General features: G+C 70.3%; 21 protein-coding genes. 7 read left to right on the forward strand and 14 right to left on the reverse strand.

Annotated features, from left to right (window positions below):
* Nucleotides 1-61: 61 nt before the first annotated feature.
* From HUN58_RS09565 to HUN58_RS09605, 9 genes are all read right to left on the reverse strand, one after another.
* The gene (locus HUN58_RS09565; RefSeq protein WP_254631580.1) at nt 62-1,120 is read right to left on the reverse strand and encodes a YihY/virulence factor BrkB family protein; all 1,059 of its coding nucleotides are present in this window, start codon (nt 1,118-1,120) and stop codon (nt 62-64) included.
* A 4-nt stretch (nt 1,121-1,124) separates the two neighbouring features.
* A complete protein-coding gene (locus HUN58_RS09570) occupies nt 1,125-1,646 on the reverse strand; it encodes a hypothetical protein (protein ID WP_114850327.1) in 522 nt (173 codons plus the stop codon).
* Between the two features lie 142 nt (nt 1,647-1,788).
* On the reverse strand, nt 1,789-2,832 hold the full coding sequence (locus tag HUN58_RS09575) for a Gfo/Idh/MocA family protein (RefSeq protein ID WP_114850328.1): 1,044 nt from the start codon (nt 2,830-2,832) through the stop codon (nt 1,789-1,791).
* A gap of 220 nt (nt 2,833-3,052) precedes the next feature.
* Nucleotides 3,053-3,979: a prenyltransferase gene (locus HUN58_RS09580; protein WP_114850329.1), complete on the reverse strand. Its 927-nt coding sequence runs from the start codon at nt 3,977-3,979 to the stop codon at nt 3,053-3,055.
* Nucleotides 3,976-4,338: a lycopene cyclase domain-containing protein gene (locus HUN58_RS09585; RefSeq protein ID WP_114850330.1), complete on the reverse strand. Its 363-nt coding sequence runs from the start codon at nt 4,336-4,338 to the stop codon at nt 3,976-3,978. Before HUN58_RS09585 ends, HUN58_RS09580 begins: the two co-directional genes overlap by 4 nt.
* Nucleotides 4,335-4,676 carry a lycopene cyclase domain-containing protein gene (locus HUN58_RS09590; protein ID WP_180225745.1) on the reverse strand — a complete coding sequence of 114 codons (342 nt, stop codon included), beginning with the start codon at nt 4,674-4,676 and terminating at the stop codon, nt 4,335-4,337. The genes HUN58_RS09585 and HUN58_RS09590 overlap by 4 nt, the downstream gene beginning before the upstream one ends.
* Nucleotides 4,676-6,319, reverse strand: a complete 1,644-nt coding sequence (gene crtI / locus HUN58_RS09595; protein WP_114850332.1) for a phytoene desaturase family protein — start codon at nt 6,317-6,319, stop codon at nt 4,676-4,678. Before crtI ends, HUN58_RS09590 begins: the two co-directional genes overlap by 1 nt.
* Nucleotides 6,316-7,233: a phytoene/squalene synthase family protein gene (locus HUN58_RS09600; protein WP_114850333.1), complete on the reverse strand. Its 918-nt coding sequence runs from the start codon at nt 7,231-7,233 to the stop codon at nt 6,316-6,318. Before HUN58_RS09600 ends, crtI begins: the two co-directional genes overlap by 4 nt.
* Nucleotides 7,230-8,288, reverse strand: a complete 1,059-nt coding sequence (locus HUN58_RS09605) for a polyprenyl synthetase family protein (protein ID WP_141860120.1) — start codon at nt 8,286-8,288, stop codon at nt 7,230-7,232. The genes HUN58_RS09600 and HUN58_RS09605 overlap by 4 nt, the downstream gene beginning before the upstream one ends.
* A gap of 21 nt (nt 8,289-8,309) precedes the next feature.
* On the opposite strand from HUN58_RS09605, the gene idi reads away from it, so the two are divergent.
* Nucleotides 8,310-8,852 (forward strand): isopentenyl-diphosphate Delta-isomerase, encoded by a 543-nt coding sequence (gene idi, locus HUN58_RS09610; protein WP_141860118.1) that lies wholly within the window; start codon nt 8,310-8,312, stop codon nt 8,850-8,852.
* A 111-nt stretch (nt 8,853-8,963) separates the two neighbouring features.
* On the opposite strand, the gene HUN58_RS09615 is transcribed toward idi, so the two are convergent.
* Nucleotides 8,964-9,359: a hypothetical protein gene (locus HUN58_RS09615; protein WP_180225746.1), complete on the reverse strand. Its 396-nt coding sequence runs from the start codon at nt 9,357-9,359 to the stop codon at nt 8,964-8,966.
* Nucleotides 9,360-9,575: 216 nt separating this feature from the next.
* Between HUN58_RS09615 and HUN58_RS09620 the strand changes: the two genes are divergently transcribed.
* Nucleotides 9,576-10,166 carry a glycerol-3-phosphate responsive antiterminator gene (locus tag HUN58_RS09620; protein WP_114850337.1) on the forward strand — a complete coding sequence of 197 codons (591 nt, stop codon included), beginning with the start codon at nt 9,576-9,578 and terminating at the stop codon, nt 10,164-10,166.
* A gap of 289 nt (nt 10,167-10,455) precedes the next feature.
* A complete protein-coding gene (locus tag HUN58_RS09625) occupies nt 10,456-11,505 on the forward strand; it encodes a magnesium and cobalt transport protein CorA (RefSeq protein WP_114850440.1) in 1,050 nt (349 codons plus the stop codon).
* Between the two features lie 31 nt (nt 11,506-11,536).
* On the opposite strand, the gene HUN58_RS09630 is transcribed toward HUN58_RS09625, so the two are convergent.
* From HUN58_RS09630 to HUN58_RS09645, 4 genes are all read right to left on the reverse strand, one after another.
* Nucleotides 11,537-12,961, reverse strand: coding sequence for an FGGY-family carbohydrate kinase (locus tag HUN58_RS09630; RefSeq protein ID WP_180225747.1), 1,425 nt, complete (start codon nt 12,959-12,961; stop codon nt 11,537-11,539).
* Nucleotides 12,958-14,475, reverse strand: coding sequence for an FAD-binding oxidoreductase (locus HUN58_RS09635; protein ID WP_114850339.1), 1,518 nt, complete (start codon nt 14,473-14,475; stop codon nt 12,958-12,960). The genes HUN58_RS09630 and HUN58_RS09635 overlap by 4 nt, the downstream gene beginning before the upstream one ends.
* Before the next feature lie 131 nt (nt 14,476-14,606).
* Entirely contained in the window at nt 14,607-15,383 is a 777-nt protein-coding gene (locus HUN58_RS09640; RefSeq protein ID WP_114850340.1) for an SDR family oxidoreductase, read from the reverse strand.
* A gap of 21 nt (nt 15,384-15,404) precedes the next feature.
* Complete coding sequence (locus HUN58_RS09645; RefSeq protein WP_180225748.1) at nt 15,405-16,688, reverse strand: MFS transporter; 1,284 nt, start codon at nt 16,686-16,688, stop codon at nt 15,405-15,407.
* A 306-nt stretch (nt 16,689-16,994) separates the two neighbouring features.
* Between HUN58_RS09645 and HUN58_RS09650 the strand changes: the two genes are divergently transcribed.
* From HUN58_RS09650 to HUN58_RS09665, 4 genes are all read left to right on the forward strand, one after another.
* Nucleotides 16,995-18,014, forward strand: coding sequence for a LacI family DNA-binding transcriptional regulator (locus HUN58_RS09650; protein WP_114850343.1), 1,020 nt, complete (start codon nt 16,995-16,997; stop codon nt 18,012-18,014).
* Between the two features lie 509 nt (nt 18,015-18,523).
* Nucleotides 18,524-20,047 (forward strand): multiple monosaccharide ABC transporter ATP-binding protein, encoded by a 1,524-nt coding sequence (gene mmsA / locus HUN58_RS09655; protein WP_144803497.1) that lies wholly within the window; start codon nt 18,524-18,526, stop codon nt 20,045-20,047.
* Nucleotides 20,044-21,336: a multiple monosaccharide ABC transporter permease gene (mmsB, locus tag HUN58_RS09660; RefSeq protein ID WP_141860107.1), complete on the forward strand. Its 1,293-nt coding sequence runs from the start codon at nt 20,044-20,046 to the stop codon at nt 21,334-21,336. The genes mmsA and mmsB overlap by 4 nt, the downstream gene beginning before the upstream one ends.
* An 86-nt stretch (nt 21,337-21,422) precedes the next feature.
* The gene (locus tag HUN58_RS09665) at nt 21,423-22,538 is read left to right on the forward strand and encodes a sugar-binding protein (RefSeq protein ID WP_141860105.1); all 1,116 of its coding nucleotides are present in this window, start codon (nt 21,423-21,425) and stop codon (nt 22,536-22,538) included.
* Nucleotides 22,539-23,270 lie beyond the last annotated feature (732 nt).

Raw genomic sequence — 23,270 nt, forward strand, 5'->3', positions numbered from 1 at the left:
CACCCTACGGACGGTGCGCGGCGGACCCGCACCGTGCCTCCAGGCCGTGGACCGGAGGCGGTCAGTCCTTGGTGCGTCCCGCGCTCTCGCGGATTCGGATGCCCTCGAGCACGTCCTTCGCGTGCTGCTCGTCCTGCTTCTCGATCTGCCGGGTGTCCCGCTCCGGGAGCTGGATGTCCTCCTCCGCGCGGATGCCCGCCTGCAGCTGCCGCCCGCGCTCGAGCTCGGCGTCGAACTCCGCACCGAACAGCAGCGCGTTGTTCGTGATCCAGATCCACAGCAGGAAGATGATCACGCCACCGAGGGACCCGTACGTCGCGTTGTAGTTCGAGAAGTTGCCGACGTAGAAGCCGAACCCGACGCTCGCCACGATCCAGATGGTGATGGCGAGCATGGCCCCGCCGCTGACCCACTTGAACTTCGACTGGCGGATGTTCGGCGCCCAGTAGTACAGGACTGCGACGATCACGATCATGATCGCGAGCAGGATCGGCCACTGCACGATCGAGACCACGAGCGCGGCCGCGTCGCCGAGGCCGACGACGTCCCCGAACGTTCGCGCCAAGGGCCCGGAGACGAGCACGAGCAGGCCGACGACGAGCAGCACGACCGTGAAGAGCGTCACCCCGAGCATGGTCGGGCGGAGCTTCCAGATCGGGCGGCCCTCGCGGACGTTGTAGATCCGGTTCATCGCGCGGCCGAACGCCCCGACGAAGCCGGACGCCGACCAGAGCGCGCCGAGCACACCGACGATGAACGTGATCGGGGCCGCGGGCGAACGGACGAGCCCCTCGATCGGGCTCTGCAGCAGGTCGGCGACCTGTCCGCCGCCGACGTTCCGCACGACGTCGAGCAGGGTCTCGATCGTGTCCTTCGGGTTCGACACCAGGCCGAGGATCGACACGATGGCCAGCAGGCCCGGGAAGAGCGCGAGCACCGTGTAGTAGGTCAGGCTCGCGGCGAGGTCCGTGCACTGGTCGCTCGAGAACTCCCGGAGGGTCTTCTTGAGCGTGTAGGTGAAGGACGGCTTCGTGAGGTCCGCCGGGCTGTCCGGCTTCCGGGGGTCGTCCGGCGCGGGCTTGTGCTGCAGGTCGTCCAGGTCGTGCTGCTTGCGCGCCATCGGCTCAGCCCTTCGTCTTCGCGAGGGCCTTCGCCGCCGCCTTCGACCGCTTCGCGGCCTGCTTCCGGTTCGCCGTCGCCCGACGCTGCACGGCCGAGATGCCGGCCCGCTGCTTCACGCGGTTCCGGTGCACCGGGTCGCGTTCGAGCGAATCCTCGGCCGCCTTCCGACGGGCCTTCCGCCCCTTGCGTCCGCCCTTCGCCTGGTCCGGGTCCGGCTCGCCGCGGGCGCCGAACGGCAGCAGGGCGGTGAACGCCGTCGACGCCGGCGGTCGGTCGAGGTGCCCGGCGTCGGTCCGGCCGATGCGCGCCCCGAGGACGATCGCCGCGATGCCGGTGACGGCCGTGATGCCCATCGCCACGAGCGGGGTGGGGTCGCGGTGCCAGCGCTGGCGCGCCTTCGCGACGGCGAGCCGGGTGCGCGCAGGCACGTCCGAGCGCCGCCGGATCTCGGCGACGCTGTCGGTGAGCCGCTCACGCGTGCGTACGTTCGCGAGCTCCAGCTCGGGGAGACTGTCCTTGGCCATGCATCGTGCCTACCAGTGCGGGACCGGCGTGGTCTCAGCGGAGCCGCCCGGCGCAGCCGGACAGCGGACGGGAGGCACGTGGCGGGCCCGCCACGTGCCTCCCGTCCGGTGCGGCGCGCGCTGCTGCGCCGAGCGGCGCGGGTCAGTCCGGGAGGACGACGTCCTCGGGGACGCCGGAGACCGCCGAGCGCCCCGCCGCCTCCATGACCGCGAGGCTCCGTAGGTTGTCGCGGCCGCTCGTCTCGGGAGCCGGACCGCCCTCGACCGACCGGGCGAAGGCCTGCAGCCCGCCCTGCCGGTCGGCGTGCTGCATCGAGGGCAGCTCGACGGGTTCTGCCGCCGCGTCCTGGTCCTTCCGGAGCGTGACGCGGTCACCGGCGACCTCGCTCGGCGAGCCGTCGCGGCTCGTGAACCAGAGCTCGCCGTCCTCGCCCTGGATGCTCCACTCGCCGGCCCAGGCGGTGCGCGGCGCCCGGCTCAGCCAGCTGCCGCGGTAGCTCACGACGAGGCCGCCCTCGAGCTCGATGACCATCGAGGTGATCGCCTCGTCCTGGTACTTGCTGTACGACGGGTACGAGGCGCGGGCGTACACCCGGACGGCCTCGCGACCGGTGACCATCCGGAGCAGGTCGAAGTGGTGGATCGCCATGTCGTTGATCATCGGGTGCGGGAACCGGTAGTGCGGGTAGGTCTCGACGGGCTCGTCGTTGTCCCACTGCCGGAAGTCGATGTCGATCGCCGAGAGCTCCCCGACGGCGTCCGCCTCGAGCAGCTCCTGCACGACGCGGGGCGCCGGGTACCAGCGGTAGTTCTGGCTGACCTGCAGCACGAGGCCGAGCTCCTCGGCCCGGCGGACGGCCTGCAGCGCCTCGTCCGTGGAGTTCGCGAACGGCTTCTCGACGAGCACGTGCTTACCGGCCTCGAGCGCCTCGAGCGCGAGCGGCACGTGGGTGACGGCCGGAGCGGTGATGACGACGGCGTCGGCCTCGACCGCGGCGAGGGCCTCGGTGAGGGACGCGAACGCGCTGCTCTCCGGCATGCCGAGGTCGGTGCGGACGGCCTCGAGCGTGGCCGCACTCGGGTCGACGAGCCCGACCACCTCCACTTCGGTGACCTGCGGGATGGCGGTGCGGGCCCAGTTGCCGCCCCACCCTCCGAGACCGACGTGGATGATTCGGACCGTCATGCGTGCACTCCTTCGTGACCGGCGCCCCACGACTCCCGCGGCGCGTGCGTCCAGTCTGTCAGGGGCTGCGGCGGGGGCGCGCAGGCGGGCGGGATCGTCTGCGTCTCGTCGGTGGAGCAGAAGACGTCGGGTGTCCGCGGGCCGACTCGACGTCTGCTGCTCCATCGACGGTCGGAACGACGGACCGCCCGGCGGCGGAACGGCGGGCGGGCCGGTCCGGTCAGTGCGTGAACGCGTAGGCGATGAGCGCCATCGTGACGATGAAACCGGCGAGGTAGTTGATCCAGAGGAACCGCTTCCACCCCGCGTTCGCCGACTCGGCCCCGGCGTCCGTGACGTTCCACCACGGCAGGACGTTGAGCGCGTACGGCACGACGACGATCGCCGCGATCGGCCCCGGGAAGTCCGAGAACAGCAGCGCGACGCCCGCGACGAGGTACGCCACGAACGCCAGGCGCACAGTCGCCCGCGCGCCGATCACCGTCGCCACGGAGCCGATCCCGCCCGCCCGGTCCGCGAGCACGTCCTGCACCGCTCCGAACGCGTGCGAGGCCACGCCCCACAGGAAGAACGCCACGCACACCGCGACGAGCTGCCCGGTCCACACGGGCCCCGCGAGCGCCAGGCCGTAGACCGCCGGCGACACGAAGTGCGTCGACGACGTGAGCGAGTCGAGGAACGGCTTCTCCTTGAAGCGCAGTCCCGGCGCCGAGTACGCGATCACCGCGAACACGCTGATGGCGAGCACCAGCCACGACCACGGGCCGTTGCCGGACAGCGCCCCGAGCACGACGAGCGCCACGAGGAACGGGACGTTCGTCACGACCACGGCCCAGAGCGTCGTGCGGTGCACGCTCTTGTCGAGCAGGGCGCCCTCGACGCCGCCCTTCCGCGGGTTCCGCAGGTCGGACTCGTAGTCGAAGACGTCGTTGATCCCGTACATCGCCAGGTTGTAGGGCACGAGGAAGTACACGACGCCGACGAGGAACGCGACGAGCGAGAACCCGCCGCCGCCCTCGACGCCGACCCCGCTGCCGAGCAGGTAGGCCGCCCCGAACGGGTAGGCGGTGTTCACCCAGCTGATCGGCCGCGACGACACGAACAGCGCGCGCAGGGTCGACGGCCTGGAGGCAGTGGTGGCGTTCACGGGGTCTCCTCCGGTACGGGGGTGGAGCGGTCGAACAGGACCCACAGGCTGGGCAGCAGCACGACGGCCGCGATCGAGTACGCCAGGTCCTCGACCGGGATCACACCGATCTTCAGCCCGCTGATCAGCGATGCGTCGTACGCGACGACGCCCGTGCCGACGATCACGTTGTCGAACACGATCGTCATGACGAGCAGGGCGATGCCCGCGACGACCGAGGTGGCGACAGCGACCCGGCGGGAACCCCGAGCGGCGGCACCGCCGCGTCCCCGACGCCGCGCGACGACCCCCGCCACGACCGCGACGACGGCGACCACGGCGAAGAACGGCAGCGCGAGGAGCGCGTAGGTGGCGTTCACGACCGTGACCGTCCCGCGGCCGATGCCCGGCGTTCGAGCACGGGTCGGACGAACCCGACCAGGTCCATCGTCGTCCAGCAGAGCAGCACCAGGAAGAAGAGCTCCTCGAGCGGGACGTCCGGTGCGAGCAGGATGCCCGTCAGCAGGTCCTGCGGACCGATGAAGAAGATGCCGAGGGCGACCCCGGCGACGTCCCACACCATGAAGAACACGATGCCGACGGCCATCACGGTCGCCGCCCGCCACGGTGCCCGCCAGAAGAACAGGCGGTAGCGGGCGTCGAGCACCGCGACGCCGGTGATCGACACGAGCAGTCCGGCGAGGTACAGCCCCGGCATCAGCCAGCGGTCCGCGACGAACCCACGGGCGAGGGCAGCGGGGTCGGCAGCGGTTCGGTGCTCGTGTCGCCGTGGATGCGCTTGAGCAGGACCTCGGCGCTGATCAGGCACATCGGCAACCCGATGCCCGGGGTCGTCGAGGCGCCCGCGTAGTAGAGCCCCTGGACCCTGCCCGAGACGTTCTTCTCGCGGAAGAACGCGCTCTGCGCCAGCGTGTGCGCCGGCCCGAGCATCGAGCCGCTCCAGGCGTTGTAGTCGTCGGCGAAGTCCTGCGGGCCGATCGTCCGGCGCACCCGGATCCGGTCCCGCAGGTCGGGGACACCGGCGCGCTCGGCGATGACGTCGATCGCCCGGTCGGCGATCCGCTCGACCTCGGCGTCGCCGGCACCGTCGATGCCGCCCTTGCCGATGGACAGGTCGGCCGGCAGCGGTACGAGGACGAACAGGTTGCTCGTGCCCTCGGGCGCGACGGAGTCGTCGGTGAGCGAGGGCGCGCACACGTAGATCGACGCGGGGTCCGGCACGTGCCGGTCCTTGCCGAAGATCGCGCCGAAGTTCGCCTGCCAGTCCTCGGTGAACACGAGGGTGTGGTGCAGCAGCCCGGGGACGGGGCCGTCGACGCCGAGGTACGCGAGCACGGCGCTCGGACCCGGATCGCGCTTCCGCCAGTGCGCCTCGGGGTAGGTGCGGTGCTCGGGGCCCAGCAGGTGCAGCTCGGTGTGGTGCAGGTCCGACGCGCTCACGACGAGGTCGGCCGGCAGGGTGTGCCGGGCACCGGTCGCGTCGCGGTGGACGACACCCGTGACGTGGCCGTCCTCGACGAGGATCTGCTCGACCGGCGACTCGGTGGCGATGGTGACGCCCTCGCGCCGGGCCACGCGCTCGACGGCGGCGATGACCTCGGTGATGCCGCCCTTCGGGTAGAGCACTCCGTCGGCCAGGTCGAGGTGGCTCATCAGGTGGTACATGCTCGGCGCCGCGTACGGGCTCGTGCCGAGGAACACCGCCGGGTAGCCGAGGACCTGCCACAGCCGGCGGTCCCGGACGGCCTTCGACGCGAAGGTCGACAGCGGCTGGAGCAGCAGGCGCGCGAGCTTCGGCAGACGACGGAGCACGTCGGGCGCCGCGAGCTTCGTGAGGTCCTCGAAGGTCGTGTACAGGAACCGGCGGACGGCCATCGCGTACGTGTCGGCCGCCGAGTCGAGGTACTTCCGCATGCGGTCGCCGGCACCGGGCTCGATCGACTCGAAGAGCGCGATGTTGGCCTCTCTGTCGGCGAGCAGGTCGATCGGTTCGTCGTGCCCCTCGGAGTACACGCGGTAGCCCGGGTCGAGCTTGATCAGCTCCATCTCGGCGTCCGCGGAGGTACCGAGCAGCTGGAAGAAGTGGTCGAACACCTCGGGCATGAGGTACCACGACGGCCCGGTGTCGAACCGGAAGCCGTCGCGCTCCCACGAACCGGCGCGGCCACCGAGCTGGTCGCGCTGCTCGAGCACCGTGACGGCGTAGCCCTCCCGCGCGAGCAGTGCGGCGGACGCGAGTCCGCTGATGCCACCGCCGACGACGACGACACGACGGGCGGGCACCGTGCGTCCCGGGGTGGTCGGGACCGCCTTCTGACCGGAGGCGCGTGGCGGGGTCACCGCGAGCCTCCCGTCCGGTGGTGCGCGGCCCGGGACGCGAGCGGCGCGCGTCCGGCGAGCACCTGCGCGGCGAGCCGGGCCTTGACCGGGTTCGGGACGCGCACCCGGCTGGTGACCAGCCGGTCCGCCGGAGTCGCCGCGATGCGGTCGTTGAGCTCCTGGAACAGCGCGTGCGCGAGTCCGACGGCCTTGCGCGCGTCGGCGGGGAGCAGCGGCACCGTCAGCGCGGCACGGTCGAGGTCGGCCTGCACGTCGGCGACCAGGCGGCGCTTCGTCGTCTCGTCGAACGAGCGGATGTCGACGCCCGGGAAGTACGAGCGGCCGAGGACCTCGAAGTCGGCGTGCAGGTCGCGGAGGAAGTTGACCTTCTGGAACGCGGCGCCCAGGGCCCGCGCGCCGTCCACGAGCACGGTGTCGTCGAACGTCGGCCGGCCCGCGCGGTGCACGAAGGCACGCAGGCACATGAGCCCGACGACCTCGGCGGAGCCGTACACGTAGCGGTCGAAGGACTCCTGGTCGTGCTCGGTCTGCTCGAGGTCCATGCGCATCGACGCGAAGAACGGCTTCGTGAGCTCCGGGCCGAACCCGGTGACGCGGGCGGTGCGGGCGAAGGCGTGCACGACGGGGTTCACCGAGAAGCCGAGCGCCATCGCCCGCTCGGTGTCCGCCTCGAGCTCGTCGAGGACCGTGCGGGCGAGGTCGTGGTCGAGCCCGGCCTCGGTCGCGGGACCGTCGACGACCTCGTCGGCGACGCGGACCAGGGCGTAGACGTTCCGGATGTGCTCGCGGGTGTCCTTCGTGAGCAGCCGGCTGGCGAGTCCGAAGGACGTCGAGTAGCGCTCGATGACCACCCCGGACGCAGCCTCGGCCGTCGCGTCGTACAGGGGCAGACGGGGGGGTGCGGTCTGGGTCACCGCACGCGCTCCAGCAGTTCGGTCACGAGGCCCTCCAGTCGGTCGGCGAGGTCGTACGGCAGCGCCGCGAGCTCGGCTCGGGCGAGTGCGGCGTGCTCGGCGATCCGGGACTCGGCAGCCGAGCGGGCGCCGCAGGTCTCCAGGGTCGCACGGAGTTCGGCGGCACGCTCCTCGGTCAGGTCGGGGTCGCCGAGGTACGGCGCGATGTCGTCCCAGCAGTCCGTGGTGGCCGCGTAGGCGACGAGCATGGTGCGCTTGCCCTCGCGGAGGTCGCCGAGGACGGACTTGCCGGTCGCGGCCTCGTCGCCGTACACCCCGAGCAGGTCGTCCACGATCTGGTAGGCGATCCCGATCTCGCGGCCGAAGGCCCCGAGCGCCTCGACCACGAACTCCGGAGCGCCGGCCAGGACCGCGCCGGACTGCAGCGGCGCCTCGAACGAGTAGACGCTCGTCTTCGCCCGTTCCATCGCGAGGACCTCGTCCACCGAGGGCATCACGCCGTGCGCCAGGTCGACGTCGGTCATCTCGCCGGCCGCGCTCGCGAAGACCGCGTCGTCGAGGATCTCGAGCAGCCGGGAGCGTCGCTCGCCGGTGACGCCCGAGGCCTCGATGAACCGGGCCGCGGCGACCAGCGCCAGGTCACCGGCGATGACGGCCGCGCTCACGCCACGGTGCTCGGCGGTCGGCAGTGCGAGGCCGCCCGTCGTGCCGGTGTCGCGGAACGACCCGGCGACGTTCGGCTCACCGCGGCGGGACCAGTCGCGATCGATGACGTCGTCGTGCACGACCAGGGCGGTGTGCAGGAGCTCGTAGGCGGCGGCGACGTTCGCGGCCGCGTGGTGGTCGGTGCCGCCGAGGAAGCCGTAGGCGGTGAGGACCATGCGGGGACGGAAGCGCTTGCCGCCCATGCTCGCCTTGCGGAGCACGCGCCAGAGTTCCTCCGACGGGCGGCCGAAGCGACGGGCCCGGGCCGAGGACACGGTGAAGAAGCGTTCGATGCAGTCGTCGACCAACCCCAGGTCGATCTGCGCCACGGTGGCCGCTTCCTCGCTCATTGGCCTAACCTATCGGGGCAGATGAACACTTTCCCGGAAACCGTCGTCCTGCTGGCCGAGGACCGTACCCCGGTCGGCACGGCGGACAAGTTCGCGGTGCACACGACCGACACTCCCCTCCACCTGGCGTTCTCGTGCCACGTGCGGAACACCGACGGCGACGTCCTCGTCACCCGTCGTGCGCTCTCGAAGAAGACCTGGCCCGGGGTGTGGACCAACACGTTCTGCGGCCACCCCGGCCCGGACGAGGCGTTCGAGGACGCCGTCGCCCGTCGAGCGTCGCGCGAGCTGGGCATCACCGTCCGCGACGTCGAGCTCGTGCTGCCCGACTTCCGGTACCGCGCGGTGGACGCCTCGGGCATCGTCGAGAACGAGGTCTGCCCGGTGTTCCGCGCCGTGACCGACGACGTCCCGGCGCCCGCGGACGACGAGGTCGCCGAGTGGGCATGGGTCTCCGAGGACGCGCTCCGGGAGTCCGTCGCCGGAGCACCCTTCGCGTGGAGCCCGTGGCTCGGCTGGCAGTTGACGGAGCTCGAGCGACAGGGGCTGCGCGTCACGCGCTGACCCGGCGCGCGCCCGGCACCCCCTGTGCCCGGAGCCCGGCGCCCGCAGCGGGACAGCGCCCGCAGCGGAACGGCGCGCTGCGACCTGCAGCGCGCCGTTCCGACCGGATCGCTACGCCCAGGCGACGGACACGCACTTCGCGATGGTCCCGGTGGTGAAGCCCGCTGCGGCGGCCAGGCACCGCGTACACAGCACGGCGGTGGCGCACGCGGCGCCGCACGCGAGGCCGAGGACCGCGATCACCGCCCAACTCACCCCGATGCTTTTGAGACAGGTGTTCAGCCGGTTCCAGTCGAGCCCTCGCGTCCCGGTCGGCGAAGCGGACGCACCCTGCTCTCCCCGGTGCAGTTCAACGTTCTGCACGAGCGCACCGTCCTGCCACTGCGCGAAGTGCACCGACGTGATCGACGTCATCGCCGCGACCATCTCCGTGACGGTCGTCTGCCCGGCGGACGTCGTGAACGCGACCTTCGTCATCTCCGGCACGTCCGTCCCGACGAGCGGCACGGAGACGACCGTCGCCGAACCGAACCGAACCGGAACGCCTGCGCTGCTGCACAGTCCGCCGAGAGCGCGGACCGCGGCACGGAGGCCCGGGTCCGGGTCCGAGTCCGGGTCCGGGTCCGGGTCCGGGTCCGGGTCCGGGTCCGGGACGATGCCAGCAACGGGCTGCTGCGACCTGCTCCCCGAAGACGTCGAGGAGCATGTGCGCACAATGGGCGCATGACGACCGCCCACACGCCGACGAGCGCCGCGGTGCTGTTCGACCTGCTCGCCGACGACCCGGTGGTCGCGAGTGTCAAGGACCCGGGCTCGCTCGACGCCGTGCTCGCGTCGGACCGCGGCGTCGTCTTCCTGCTCTACGGCAGCGTGCTCGACGTCGCCGACACCGTCGAGCGCTGCAAGGCCACCGGCAAGACCGTGCTCGTCGACGTGGACCTGCTCGACGGGTTCGCCGCCAGGGAGGTCGTGGTCACCTGGCTCGCGGCGAACACCCGCGCCGACGGGGTGCTGTCGACGAAGGCGAACCTGGTGCGGGCGGCGAAGCGGGCCGGGCTGGTCGCCGTGCACCGGTTCTTCCTCGTCGACTCGTTCTCGTACCACCAGCTCGCCCGGGTCGTGGCGCAGTCGCAGCCGGACGCGGTGGAGATCCTGCCGGGGTGCGTGCCCCGCGTGCTCACCTGGTTGCGCGACGACGTCGACGTGCCGATCGTCGCCGGCGGTCTCGTGTGCGACAAGGCCGACGTGGTCGCGGCCCTCGGTGCCGGTGCCGTCGCGGTCGCCTCATCGAACCGGGACGTCTGGGGCATGTGACCACCCCGCGCTGGTGGTCCCGCCCGGACCGGGGTAGCGTTGCCCCTCGGTCACGACGGGTGGCCTCGGTCCGTCCAGCACGGACGGACCAGCACGACGAACCGGAAGGGCAGGTGAGGCGCGATGTCGGGTGACCATCCTCGATCGGGCCGGACGACCGCCGCGGTCGTCGCCCTGCCCGTTCGCTGACGTACGCCCCCGCTCCCCCGGGACGCCCGGGCGCGTGCACACCCGTCCCGGCCCGCCCGGGTCTCGCGCCGGCCTGCTCCCGACACTCGAGGAGCACGACATGGCACTCATCGACAACGCCGTCTACGTCGCTGGACGTCGCGTCGGCAGTCCGTCGACCCTGTCGCCCGACACCCGGGGCGACCTCGCCTGGATCGGACTGCTCCGTCCGGACGATGCCGAGCTCGCCGCCGTCGCGAGTGAGTTCGACCTGCACGAGAACGCCGTCGAGGACGCCCGGAAGGGCCACCAGCGCGCCAAGCTCGAGCGGTACGGCGACACGCTCTTCCTGGTGCTCCGACCGGCCTGGCACCGCACCGACACGAACGAGGTCGAGTTCGGGGAGGTGCATCTGTTCGTCGGCGACCGCTTCGTGATCAGCGTCCGGCATGCGGCGAAGCCCGACCTGGCGGCCCTGCGCTGCCGCGTCGAGGCCGACCCGGAGTTCCTGGCGAAGGGCTCCGAGGCCGTCACCGCGGCGGTGCTCGACGAGGTCGTCGACGGCTACGCGCCGGTCGTCGAGGTCCTGCAGGACCAGGTCGACGCCATCGAGGACCAGCTGTTCGCCGGCCAGGTCGACCCGGGTGTCTCGAAGCGGATCTACCAGCTGCTCAGCGAGGTCCTCGCCTTCCAGCGCGCCACGACCCCGGTGCCCGCGATGGTCCAGGGGCTCCTGCGCGGCGCTGACAAGTACGGCGTCGACGACGAGGTGCAGCACCGCCTGCGGAACGTGCTCGACCACGCGCTGCGCGTCACGGAGCGCGTGGACTCGTTCCGGGCCCTCCTCGAGAACGCACTGACGCTGCACGCGACCCTCGTCAGCCAGGAGCAGAACGAGGCCATGCGCCGGATGACGAGCGCGAGCCTGGCGCAGGGCGAGGAGAGCCGGCAGCTCGCCCGCGCCGCGCACAAGCAGGGCGAGGAGGTCAAGAAGATCTCGTCGTGGGCGGCCATCCTGTTCGCCCCCGGGCTGATCGCCGGCGTCTACGGCATGAACTTCGACCACATGCCCGAGCTGCACTGGCGCTACGGCTACCCCGCCGCCATCGTCGCGATGCTCGCGCTCGCCGGCATCCTGTGGGTGGTGTTCCGGAAGCGGAACTGGCTCTGACCCGCCCGCCGTCCGGTCGCATCGGCGACCGTCAGCCGACGATCGCGGCCGTCCGCCGGTAGAGCGGGTCGGTGTGCGCCGCCGCGTCCGCGTGCACCGCGCGGAGTGCGTCGTAGACCGCGGCGTTCCCCGGGTCGGGCCGGAAGCGGTCGCGCTCGACGACCATCGCCTGCACCGCCTCGGCGAACGAGGGGTGCACCCCGGTCGCGACGGCCGCGCAGATCGCCGCACCCCGACCGGCCGCACCGTCGCCGACCATGCGGATCGCCTCCCGCTGGAACACGTCCGCGGTGATCTGCATCATCAGGTCGGACGACGACCCGCCGCCGGACACGACCACGCGCTCGTGCGTCGTGTCGAGCTCGGCGGCCATCGCGTCGGTGCGCTCCCGCATCGTCATCGCGATGCCCTCGAGGATCGACCGGTACACGTGCGCCCGGCCCTGCCGCCCGTCGAAGCCGAGCAGCGACCCCTTCCGGAACGTCGCGTCCGACGGCGCGAGCCAGTCGAGCACCGCCAGGAGTCCGTCGGAGCCGGCCGGGACGGCGGCGGCCTCACGGTTCAGGCGTTCCTCGACGCGCTCGCCCGCGGCCTCGGCGGCGGCCGCGGCCTCGGGGCCGAGCAGGTCGCGGAACCAGCTCACCGTCCACATGCCGCGGCGGATACCACCGGACTCGTACAGGTAGCGACCCGGCTCGGACCCGAAGTTCGTCCAGCAGTCGGTCCCAGTGCGGTTCCGCGCCCCGACCGACATGCCGGCGATGTAGGTGCCGAGCGAGACGAGCAGCGTGGTCGGGTCGAGCAGGCCGCAACCGAGCGCCTCGACGGCCTTGTCGTTCGCGGTCGCGACGACCGGCAGTCCCGCGGGGAGCCCGGTCGCGGCGGCCGCGGCAGGGGTGACGTGCCCGAGGACCTCGCCGGGATCGACGAGCTCGAACAGCTGGTCGCGGCGCATCCCGGTGGCGGTGTACGCCCGCGGGTCGTCGGACCAGCGCCAGGTGTCGGTGTCGATCGGCCAGACGCCCTGGTGGTTCGCCGCGGCGTCCCGGAAGCGACCGGTCAGGCGGTGCGTGACGTACCCGGAGGACGACGTGACGAAGGCGACGTCGTCGCGCTCGGCGGCGAACGGCCCGGACACCCGCGCGTCCATCCACGACTGCACCGGTTGCGCGAGGGACCCGTCGGCGCGGAGCACGGCACGGCAGAACCGGATGGTGCAGAGACCGACGCCGACGATCTCGGCGGGGTCCCCGGAGAACGCCGCCATCGCGATCCGGCACGCGGCCGCGATCGAGTCCCACAGGTCGTCGTCCGGGTGCTCGACCACCCCGGGCGCCGGGGTGTGGTTCGGTCGTAGCGGGACCCGCCCCTCGGCGACGACCCCGCCCCGCTCGTCGAAGACCGTGACCTTCGACGACTGCGAGCCGTTGTCGATGCCGACGAGGTACCGGGTCATGCGCGGGTCGCCCCGAAGTCGGTCACCGGGTCGGCGGCTGCCGGCTGGATCGCCCCGGGTGCGGGGAAGATCGTGCCCTTGTTCATGATGCCCTTCGGGTCGAACTGCGCCTTGAGGCCGTGCATGATCGCGAACGCCGAGCCGTGCTCCTCCTCGACCCACGGCGTGCGGTACTTGCCGACGCCGTGGTGGTGGACCATCGAGCCGCCGTGGCGCAGGGCTTCCTCGACGATGATCGCGTTGAGGGGGATGTGGTACTTCTCGATCTCCTCCTCCGGGGAGCAGTCGATGCGGTAGTCGTACACGAAGTACATGTTCGTGCCGGTCTGGTAGCTGTGCGACGAGTGCCCGCCGAGCATCGTCAGGTCGTCGGCGTGCGGGTACTCGGTCCGGATGCGGCGCATGACGGCGTCGTACACGTCGCCGACGGCGGACCAGTCGGCGGAGATCTCCGTCGTGTAGCCGAGGTGCCGGTCACGGAGCATCGTGGCCTTCTCGGCGTCGATCTTGTCCTGCCCCCAGTTGAGCTGGTCGAACCACTGCTCGATCCGGGCCGGGTCCACCTTGGTGTGCGGGTGCTGGTCGAGCACACGCTGGATCTCCTCGCTCGTCGCGCGGACGATGCCCTTCGGCCCCTCGGCGACGAAGACGACCACGCACTTGCCCTGCGAGAAGTCCGCGAAGTGCTGGTTCGCGTCCTCGGGCGAGTAGAGCCGGACGACAGACGGGTGGAAGCCGTTCACGACGACCTCGCGGAGGATCGCGATGCCGGTCCGCATGTCGTCGACGAGTGCGCCGTGGAACTCGTTGTTCTCGGGCTGGTACCGGAAGACCTTGACGGTGACCTCGGTGATGACGCAGAGCGCACCCTCGTTGCCGATCACGACGTGGCGGATGTCCGGGCCGGCCGAGCGGCGCGGGACGGCCTTGATCCGACGGACGGCACCGCCGGGGAACACCGCCTCGAGCCCGACGACCATGTCCTCGATCGCGCCGTAGAGGGTCGAGAACTGCCCGATCGAGCGGGTGGCGACGAGCCCGCCGTACTGCGCGAGGGGCTTCGACTGCGGCGAGTGCCCGGTGGTCAGGCCGCGTGCACGGAGCTCGTCCTCGAGGCGCTGCAGCGGAACGCCCGCCTGCACCGTGACCTGCATGTTCTCCTCGTCGACGCGCAGGACGGCGTCCATCCGTGAGCAGTCGAGCACGATCGTGTCGACGACGCTCGTCTCGAGGCCGCCCTCGGTGCCGGTTCGACCGGTGCGGGGGACGACGTTCACGACGTGCTCGTCGGCGAAGGCCAGGACTGCGGCGACGTCCGCCGTGGACTCGGCGTTGACGATCGCCACCGGCGTGGGGGCGTCGTGGATGCCGTGCACCGCCTGGTACTTCTTGAACCGGTCGACGCTGGCCTCGGCGAGGTGCTGCGGGTCGGTCTCGAGCTGGTCGGGCCGGACGACGGTGGCCAGGTGCGCGAGGATCTCAGCGCGGTCGAGGGTGGCGATCGAGTCGATCATGGGGTGCACCTTTCGTTGGTGGCGTGCGGTGGGTCTGGTCGTGGGGAGCGCGGACGGGAGGCGCGGGGCGGGCCCGCCACGGGCTTCCCGGCCGCGCCTGGTCCCGTCGATGGGCGACGCGGGTGGTCGCATCAGCGGACGAGGTAGCCGCCGTCGACGGTAAGCGTGTGGCCGTTGACGTAGTCGGATGCGCGGGAGGCGAGGAAGACGGTCGCGCCCATCAGGTCGGCGACGTCGCCCCAGCGGCCGGCCGGGACGTGGTCGAGCACGCGCTGGTTCGTCTCCGGGTCCGACCGCGTGCGCTCGGTGATCTTCGTGGCGAAGTACCCGGGCGCGATCGCGTTGACCTGGACGCCGTGCTGCGCGAGCTCGTCGCAGTACGCCTTCGTGAAGCCGACGATCCCGTGCTTGGTGGCCGCGTACGCCGGGGACCACTGCCCGCCGAGGAACGCGAAGAGCGACGCGATGTTGATGATCTTCCCGGAACCCTGCGCGACGAAGCGCTTCCCGACCGCGTGCCCGAGCGCGAACGGTGCGGTCAGGTTCACGGCCACCATCGGGTCCCACTTCTCGCGGTCGAAGGCGTCGACCTCGTCGAGCAGGCAGATCCCGGCGGAGTTGACGAGCACGTCGATCCCGCCGAGCTGTTCCTCGCACGCGGTGACGATCCGCTCCGGGGCGTCTGCGGCGGTGAGGTCGACCTCGAGGAACGCGTAGCGACGGCCCTCGGCCTCGACCAGGGCGCGCGTGGTGCCGTCGTCGTCGACGACGCTGGGGACGAAGACGTCGGCGCCGGCCTTGGCGAGCGCGAGCGAGAACGCCTGTCCGAGCCCGGAGTTGCCGCCGGTGACGATCGCCCGCTTGCCGGCGAGCGAGAACAGGTCCAGCGAGAAGTCGCGGATGTCCAATGGGGGTCCTTTCGTGGGGGTTCAGGCGGCGACGACGACGTCGTCCGCCGGACGGCTGCGGAGGTCACGCGCGCGGACGCGCATCGTGACGGTGGTGAGCAGGACGCCGAGCACGGCGGCGACGACGAGCACGGCGAACATGGCCGTGTAGCCGCCGCCCTGCTGCGGCACGCCGTTCGCGGGGTCGCCGACCCACCAGGCACCGAGTGCGGGCAGGAAGGCGTCGGGCAGGTACGCGATGCCGGAGGCCAGGCCGATCACACCGCCGCGCTGGGCGAGCGGGACCTCGACCTCGCCGACCTGCGCCCAGTAGACGCCGCGCGAGGTGAAGACCGCCAGGCACATCACGACCATGAGCGCGACGGCGACCCCGACGAGCGCCGGGTCGTGCGGCAGGACGAGGAACCCGACGGCGCTGACCGCTGCGACGACGAAGGCCCATCGGAGGAACGCGGGCGAGGACCGCGTCCACCGGTCGACGAGCACACCGCCGACCGGTCCCCCGACGATCTGGAACACGTAGGTCCGGACGACCCCGATCGCCCCGAGGAGCACGACGGGCACCGCGAAGCCGTCCTGCAGCAGCGGTGTGAGGTACCCGAGCAGCGTGTAGAAGCAGTACATCAGCATGATCGAGCCGCCGATGAGCCAGGTGTACTTGTTCCGGACCGCGGCGGCGAGCTCCCGGAGGGACACCGCCTGCCGGTCGACCTGCGCGAGGGCACTGCGATCGGTCCGGACGACGACCAGCACGAGCACCGCGGACAGCAGGCAGAGCACGCCGTAGATCCGCATCACCCAGAGCACCCCGACGGTCTCGGCGATCGCGGCGGCGACGATCCCGGCGCCGACGAACCCGACGATCGTCGACGTGATCCCGCGGACCCCCTCGAGCCAGCCGAACAGCGTGCCCTGCTGGTCCGCGGACCCGAGCATCGACACGAGCTTGACGAGCGACGACCAGTAGAGCCCCATGCCGAGCACCGCCATCAGCACGTGCGCGACCACGACCCCGGTCTCGCCGGGGACCGATGCGAGGTACAGGTCGACGGCGCCCATGCCGGCGAGTGCCACGACGATGAGCACCTTCGGTGGGAACCGGTCGGCGAACCAGCCGCCGCAGAAGTACATCACCACGGCGACGGCGCCGAACACCGACGTCACCTCGCCGTAGCGCTGGACCGACAGCCCGAGCGCATGCGCGGTGTCGGCGAGGAACACGAACCGGATGTAGGCGACCTGGAAGATGACGCCTCCGGTCATCGACAGGACGACGAAGCTCGTCAGGGTGCGGGCACGGGTCACGACCACTCCTTCGTGGTGGATCGGGGGGGGGTGAACGAGCAACGAAAAAGCGGCACCCCCAGCACGTGGTGTGCTGCGGGTGCCGCTGTTCTCTGAGGTCTGGAGCGACTGCCGTCCTCGGGCGGACGGCCGATCTGCAGTTGTGCGACCCGGTGGTGACATACCGGATACGCCGTGAACCGTAGCGCACGACCCGCGACTTCGACAAGTCGGCTGGCGTGCAGTCCCCGGACGTGCATAATGATCTGGCTCGGAATGTGAACGTGCACATCGAGGTGCCACGGCCCCGGGCGGGAGAGAGCAACGATGGCGTCACCGCGGACACAGCAACCGCGCTCGCCCAGCATCCGCGACGTCGCGCGGGTCGCCGGCGTCTCGCACCAGACCGTGTCGCGGGTGCTCAACAACTCCGACGCGATCCGTGCCGAGACCCGCGACAAGGTGCTCGCCGCGATGGAGCAGCTGCAGTACCGGCCGAACCGGGCCGCGCGGGCGCTGGTGACGAGCCGGACGCACACGATCGGCGTCCTCACGGCGCAGCGGTCGCACTACGGTCCGGCAGCCACGATGCAGGCGATCGAGGACGCCGCCGTCACCCGCGGCTACTCGGTCACGACGTCGAACATCGCCGACGCGACGGACACCGCCGTGCGCGACGGCCTCGGGCACCTGCTCGACCAGGACGTCGAGGGGATCATCGTGATCGCGCCGCAGCAGCGCGTGTTCGACCTCATCGAGGAACTCGGCATGCGGACGCCCTACGTGGCACTGCGCACGAGCGTCGGGGACGGCCCCTCGACCCTGTTCGTGGACCAGATGGAGGGCGCCCGGCTCGCGACCGCGCACCTGCTCGACCTGGGTCACGAGTACGTCCGGCACATCGCGGGGCCGCGGGACTGGATCGAGGCCGAGGCCCGGATGCAGGGTTTCCTGCGCGAGATGAGCGACCGGGACATGCCCGTCGTCCCGCCGATCCTGGGCGACTGGACCGCCGACTTCGGCTACCACGCCGGTCGGGAGCTCCTGCGGTACCGGGACTGCACGGCGATCTTCTGCTCGAACGACGCGATGGCGCTCGGGGTCATGCACGCGGCGCGCTCCTACGGGCTCGACGTGCCGGGTGACCTGTCCGTGGTGGGCTACGACGACATCCCCGAGGCGAAGCACCTCTGGCCGCCGCTCACCACCGTGCAGGTGGACTTCCCCGAGCTCGGCCGCCGGTGCGTGGAACTGCTGCTGCCCGCCGCGGAGCAGGCGCTCCGCCCGGTGGACCTGGTCCCCCAGCTGGTCGTGCGCGGCTCGACGGGCGCGCCCCGGCGTCGCTGACGCGACCCACCACCGGCCTGGAGGATCGGGGCGGGCCCGCCCCGCGCCTCCCGTCCGTCCGTCCGTCCGTCCGTCCGTCCGTGGAGCAGCAGACGTCGGGTGCCGCCACCGGGCCCGACAGTTGCTGCTCCACAGATGCCCGTCGCGCCCACCCGGCGCGCGCGGACCGGAGGTCCACCACCCCACCTCGGGGGTGGTGCGCGACCGTGATGCGCCAGATCACGCGGGCCGTTACACAAACGCGACCAATCCGAATTGACAGCCGCGTCGGGGCTGTGCGTAAATTACCTCCGTTCCGCCGATGTGAACGGTCACATGACCGTCACACGACGAGGACACCGGACGCGACAACGAGGTCCACACAGGACTCCTGTGCCCCCGTTGCCGCAGCTTCACCACCCGAAGGACTGCCGCACTGCAGCGGCAGAAGGAGATGCACCGTGGCGTCAACCCCACAGGGACCGGACCTGGCCACCAGGTCCGTCACCAGCGCCGAGACGATCCTCGAGATGCGTTCGATCACCAAGGAGTTCCCTGGTGTGAAGGCGCTCTCGGACGTGTCGCTCAGCGTCCGCGCCGGCGAGATCCACGCGATCTGCGGCGAGAACGGCGCCGGCAAGTCCACGCTCATGAAGGTCCTGTCGGGCGTCTACCCGTACGGCACCTACAGCGGCGAGATCGTCTACGAGGGCGAAGAGGTCCGCTTCAAGGACATCAAGCAGTCCGAGCAGGCCGGCATCGTCATCATCCACCAGGAGCTCGCGCTCATCCCCGAGCTGTCAATCACCGAGAACCTGTTCCTCGGCAACGAGCCCGGCCGCTTCGGCGTGATCGACTGGACCAGCGCCCAGCTGCGCGCCCAGGACCTGCTCGCCCGCGTCGGCCTCGACGAGGACCCCGACACGCAGATCAAGAACCTCGGCGTCGGCAAGCAGCAGCTCGTCGAGATCGCGAAGGCCCTGCACAAGGACGTCAAGCTCCTCATCCTCGACGAGCCGACCGCCGCGCTCAACGAGAACGACTCGCAGCACCTGCTCGACCTGATCGTCGGCCTCAAGGGCAAGGGCATCGCGAGCATCATCATCAGCCACAAGCTCAACGAGATCGAGCAGATCGCCGACGAGATCACGATCATCCGTGACGGCAAGGCGATCGAGACCCTGAACGTGAAGGGCGACGGCGTCAACGAGGACCGCATCATCCGCGGGATGGTCGGTCGGTCGCTCGAGAGCCGCTTCCCGGACCGCACGCCGAAGATCGGCGAGGTGTTCTTCGAGGTCAAGAACTGGACCGTGCAGCACCCGCAGGACCCGTCGCGCCTGGTCGCCAAGGGCTCGAACTTCCACGTCCGCCGCGGCGAGATCGTCGGCTTCGCGGGCCTCATGGGCGCCGGCCGCACCGAGCTCGCGATGAGCATCTTCGGGCGCTCGTACGGCAACTTCATCGATGGTCAGATCATCAAGGACGGCCACGAGGTCAAGATCGCGAACGTCCAGCAGGCGATCGCGAACGGCCTCGGCTACGTCTCCGAGGACCGCAAGGCACTCGGGCTCAACCTGCTCGACACGGTCAAGCGCTCCACGGTCGCGGCCGACCTGCCGAAGATCTCGAAGGGCGGTGTCGTCGACTCGCTCAAGGAGTACGACGTCGCCGAGAAGTACCGCAAGATGCTCCGCACGAAGGTGCCCTCGGTCGAGGACAACGTCGGCAAGCTCTCCGGCGGGAACCAGCAGAAGGTCGTCCTGTCCAAGTGGATGTTCACCGACCCGGACCTGCTGATCCTCGACGAGCCGACCCGCGGCATCGACGTGGGCGCGAAGTTCGAGATCTACGGCATCATCCAGCAGCTCGCGGCGCAGGGGAAGGGCATCATCCTCATCTCCTCCGAGCTCCCCGAACTCCTCGGCCTCTCCGACCGGATCTACACGATCTTCGAGGGCCAGATCACGGCTGACGTCCCCGCCGACCAGGCCGATCCAGAAACGCTCATGCGCAGCATGACCTCCGCGCGGAAGGGCGCCACCGTCTCATGAAGAACCTGAAACTGCTCTTCGGCAAGGGCAACAGCATCGGCCAGTACGGCATGATCATCGCCCTCATCGCGATCCTGATCATCTTCTCGATCTGGACCGACGGGCTGATCCTCGAGCCGACGAACATCATCAACGTGTTCCTGCAGTACTCCTACATCCTCATCCTCGCGCTGGGGATGGTCATGGTGATCATCGCCGGGCACATCGACCTGTCGGTCGGCTCGGTCGCCGCGTTCACGGGCATCATCGTGGCGCAGTCGATGTCGCAGTGGCACTTCCCGGCGTGGGCCGCGATCCTGCTCGGCCTCGCGGTCGGCGCGGCGGTCGGCGCCTGGCAGGGCTTCTGGGTGGCGTTCGTGAAGGTCCCGGCCTTCATCGTGACCCTGGCCGGTCAGCTCATCTTCCGCGGTGCGAACCAGATCATCGGCAACTCGACGTCGGTCCCGACGCCGAACACCTACAACACCATCGGCTCGGGCTTCCTGCCCGACTTCGGCCCGGACTTCGGGTTCTCGAACGGCACGGTCATCCTGGGCATCATCACCTGCCTGGTCCTCGTCTTCCTCGAGTTCCGTGGCCGCCAGCGTCGCAAGAAGATGCAGGCCGAGCTCGTCCCGCTGTGGGTGTCGGTCGTCCGCACGGGCATCCTGGTCGCCGTCACCCTCGTCGCCACGTACCTGTTCGGTCACGGCCCGGCGGGCACCTCGATCCCGATCGTCGCGATCATCCTCGGCGTCCTGACCATCGTCTACGGCTTCCTCACCAAGAACACGATCTTCGGTCGCCAGGTCTACGCCGTCGGTGGCAACGCGAACGCCGCGGTCCTGTCCGGCGTCAGCGCCCGCAAGGTCAACTTCTTCGTGATGATGAACATGTCGGTCCTGGCCGCCGTCGCCGGCATGGTGTTCGTCGGCTACTCCGGTGCCTCGGGCCCCGCTGACGGCACCGGCTGGGAGCTCGACGCGATCGCCGCCGTGTTCGTCGGTGGCGCCGCGGTGGCCGGTGGCATCGGCACGATCTCGGGTTCGATCATCGGTGGTCTGGTCATGGCCCTGCTGTCGAACGGTCTCTCCCTGGTGGGCCTCGAGTCCAACAAGGTGCAGATCATCCGCGGTCTCGTCCTCCTCGTCGCCGTCGCCTTCGACGTGTACTCGAAGTCGCAGGGTCGTCCGTCCCTGATCGGCGGGATGTTGAAGCAGTTCCAACGCAAGGACACCGAGCAGAACACGGTGGCCGCCCAGCAGCCGCGGTCCATCGAGGACCAGCCGGAGAAGGTCAACATCCAGTAACGCGTGCCGGGCGGCCGCTCCGGTGTCCGCCCGCTCGATCCCCTCACCAACACCGCTCCACTCCTCAACGAAGAGAAAGCAATCTCATGCGCAAGAAGCTCATCGCCGGCATCGGTCTGGCACTGGTCGCGGGCCTCGCCCTCAGTGGCTGCTCGGCCCGTGGCAACGACACCGGCTCCGGCTCGTCGACCTCCGGCGCCTCGAACGTCCAGATCAAGAAGGGCGACCTGATCGGTGTCGCCCTGCCCGCCAAGACCTCGCAGAACTGGGTCCTCGCAGGTGCAGCCTTCGAGAAGTCGATCACGGACGCCGGCTTCAAGGCCGACATCCAGTACGCAAAGGCAGACGGTCCCGTCCCGGACCAGCAGGGGCAGATCCAGGCGATGGTGACGAAGGGCGCAAAGGCCGTCATCATCGGCGCCGCTGACGGCTCGCAGCTCGGCACGCAGGTTGCCGCCGCCAAGAAGTCCGGCGCGCTGGTCATCGCCTGGGACCGCAACATCCTGAACACTGAGAACGTCGACTACTACGTCGCGTTCAACAACTTCAAGGTGGGTCAGCTGCAGGCGCAGGCCCTGCTCGACGGCATGAAGGCCAAGAAGCCGAACGGCCCGTACAACATCGAGCTCTTCTCCGGCTCGCCCGACGACGCCAACGCGAAGGTCTTCTTCAACGGTGCCATGGACGTGCTCCAGCCGAAGATCGACGACGGCACCGTCAAGGTCGTCTCGGGTCGCACCAGCTTCTCGGACACCAACACGCAGGGATGGCTCGCGCAGAACGCCCAGTCGCGCATGACCGACATCCTGACGAAGTCGTACACGAACACCGAGCTCGACGGCGTCCTGTCGCCGAACGACACCCTGGCCCGCGCGATCCTGACCGCCACCAAGGCCGCCGGCAAGCCGAACCCGATCGTCACCGGTCAGGACTCCGAGACCGCCTCGATCCCGCTCATCATGAAGGGCGAGCAGTACTCGACGATCTACAAGAACACCACGGAGGAGGCCCAGGCCGCCATCGACCTCGTCTCCGACGTCGCGAACGGCAAGACCCCGAAGACCACCGAGGACAAGAACAACAACAATGGTGTGAAGATCGTGCCGGCCGTCGAGCTGACCCCGGTCCTGGTCACCAAGGAGAACGCGGTCGAGGCCTACAAGGGCAACAGCACCCTCGAGGACCTCGCGAAGCAGGGCTGATCCCCTTCCGCAGCAACACCACAGCAGCACCAGCACCGACGGCCCCGTCTCGCTCCGGCGAGACGGGGCCGTCCCGCGTCCGCAGCAGCTTCGACAGCCCCGAGACGTCGAAGAAACACAGGCATCACATCGACACACCGATCGCGAGCCCGGTCTTCACGACCTGCCCGAACCGCCGGAGAGCGCGCAACGTCGCAATCGCCAAGAAGCGTTCGGCGCGGACGTCCCACCCCGCGGGACCGAAGGCAGCGCACAGAAGTAGGAACGAGCTGGTCGGCCCGAAGGGAAGGCCCTTCATGCGGGCAGGGGCGCATGTGTAGACACCACGACTGGCCTGGCCTGAGCGCGGGCCGCACAGGACAGTGCTCACTCGGGTGCGACTTGATTGAAGTGAGTTCTACCCGGCAAGCGCCCGCGACGTCCACAGCGGCACACGACGGCAGCTCAATCCACCTCCCCGGCGGACGTCACGGTTCGGGCGCATGCACGACTCAGTCCAGGGACAGACCATCCCCGATCGTCACCGGTCAGGACTCCGAGACCGGCTCGATCCCGCTCATCATGAAGGGCGAGCAGTACTCGACGATCTACGAGACCCCGGTCCTGGTCACCAAGGAGAACGCGATCGAGGCCTACCAGGGCAACGACACGCTCGAGTCGCTCGCGACGGCCGGTAGCTGACCCGACCAACGAGCAAAAAGCCCCATCCCCTGCTGGGGCTTTTCTGTACCC

It is taken from the genome of Curtobacterium sp. Csp1, assembly GCF_013347185.1.

Coding starts and splice junctions, on each gene's coding strand:
- HUN58_RS09665 (WP_141860105.1), top strand. CDS start 21,423: ATGCGCAAGAAGCTCATCGCCGGCATCGGTCTGGCACTGGTCGCGGGC.
- mmsB (WP_141860107.1), top strand. CDS start 20,044: ATGAAGAACCTGAAACTGCTCTTCGGCAAGGGCAACAGCATCGGCCAG.
- HUN58_RS09590 (WP_180225745.1), bottom strand. CDS start 4,676: ATGCCGGGGCTGTACCTCGCCGGACTGCTCGTGTCGATCACCGGCGTC.
- HUN58_RS09570 (WP_114850327.1), bottom strand. CDS start 1,646: ATGGCCAAGGACAGTCTCCCCGAGCTGGAGCTCGCGAACGTACGCACG.
- HUN58_RS09565 (WP_254631580.1), bottom strand. CDS start 1,120: ATGGCGCGCAAGCAGCACGACCTGGACGACCTGCAGCACAAGCCCGCG.
- HUN58_RS09630 (WP_180225747.1), bottom strand. CDS start 12,961: ATGACCCGGTACCTCGTCGGCATCGACAACGGCTCGCAGTCGTCGAAG.
- HUN58_RS09620 (WP_114850337.1), top strand. CDS start 9,576: ATGACGACCGCCCACACGCCGACGAGCGCCGCGGTGCTGTTCGACCTG.
- HUN58_RS09575 (WP_114850328.1), bottom strand. CDS start 2,832: ATGACGGTCCGAATCATCCACGTCGGTCTCGGAGGGTGGGGCGGCAAC.
- HUN58_RS09605 (WP_141860120.1), bottom strand. CDS start 8,288: ATGAGCGAGGAAGCGGCCACCGTGGCGCAGATCGACCTGGGGTTGGTC.
- HUN58_RS09625 (WP_114850440.1), top strand. CDS start 10,456: ATGGCACTCATCGACAACGCCGTCTACGTCGCTGGACGTCGCGTCGGC.
- HUN58_RS09635 (WP_114850339.1), bottom strand. CDS start 14,475: ATGATCGACTCGATCGCCACCCTCGACCGCGCTGAGATCCTCGCGCAC.
- HUN58_RS09650 (WP_114850343.1), top strand. CDS start 16,995: ATGGCGTCACCGCGGACACAGCAACCGCGCTCGCCCAGCATCCGCGAC.
- idi (WP_141860118.1), top strand. CDS start 8,310: ATGAACACTTTCCCGGAAACCGTCGTCCTGCTGGCCGAGGACCGTACC.
- mmsA (WP_144803497.1), top strand. CDS start 18,524: ATGCGTTCGATCACCAAGGAGTTCCCTGGTGTGAAGGCGCTCTCGGAC.